The 730-nt window shown below is 51.4% G+C and carries 1 protein-coding gene; it reads right to left on the bottom strand.

What is annotated here, in order from left to right; all coding sequences use genetic code 11:
• A partial coding sequence (locus ASU35_RS06690; protein WP_242861218.1) for a LytTR family transcriptional regulator DNA-binding domain-containing protein occupies positions 1-692 on the bottom strand: 692 nt, incomplete at its 3' end.
• Positions 693-730: the final 38 nt, after the last annotated feature.

Below are 730 nucleotides of genomic sequence, written 5' to 3'. Positions count from 1 at the left end.
CAGTGACCTTGGAAGGTGGGAAAACAGATCACCTTCAGCCACGCGCCGATCTCCGGACTGTAATCCATGACCTCCAGTCTTTCCCCATATAGGGCGGCGCGCTCGTATAGGCGCAGCCATTTGGCATCCATATTGGAAAACAGGCTGCCGAAGGAGCTGCCGATGAGCGTTTTAAGCGGCAGTCTTTCCAGCTTTGCCAGAGCAGGGTTTCCATAGCGGAAGACCCAGTCCACCGCCCGGCGCTTCTCATCAAAGATCATTTCGATGTCCGTAAACGCAAAGGGCATAGCCTCGAAGCCGCAGTAATGGGCCTGGTATTCCTCCTCAGTGGAGGGGGCTTCGTCTTTAGCAAAGCTGCTGATGAGACGTTTTTGAGCCGCCTGGAACTGAGCGATGATCTGCTTTTTCTTTCGGAGTGTATAGATCAAGGATTCGCCGTTGTTGAGATCAATGTGGTCGGTGATGTCATGGATGGCTCTGGCGGACACCAAACAGCCCCGGTGGACTTTGAGGAAATTGTCCCCCAGTGCTTCTTCCAGATCACTGATCTTCATCCGCGTTTTGTATATCTTCCCGCCGGACACATGGATCTCGGCAGTTTTATCAATCATCAGGACATATAGAATCGTGCTGGCATTCAGTACAAGCTGTGTTCTGTCTGACATGATCGTAATGTATTTCCCATCCCGCACGGTAAACACCTCCTTTTCACGCTGAACAGAAAATATAG

It is taken from the genome of Acetivibrio ethanolgignens (assembly GCF_001461035.1).
Lineage (GTDB): Bacteria > Bacillota > Clostridia > Lachnospirales > Lachnospiraceae > Velocimicrobium > Velocimicrobium ethanolgignens.
The sequence above is the reverse complement of the archived record's forward strand: the minus strand, read 5'-3'. Positions and strand labels throughout refer to the sequence as shown.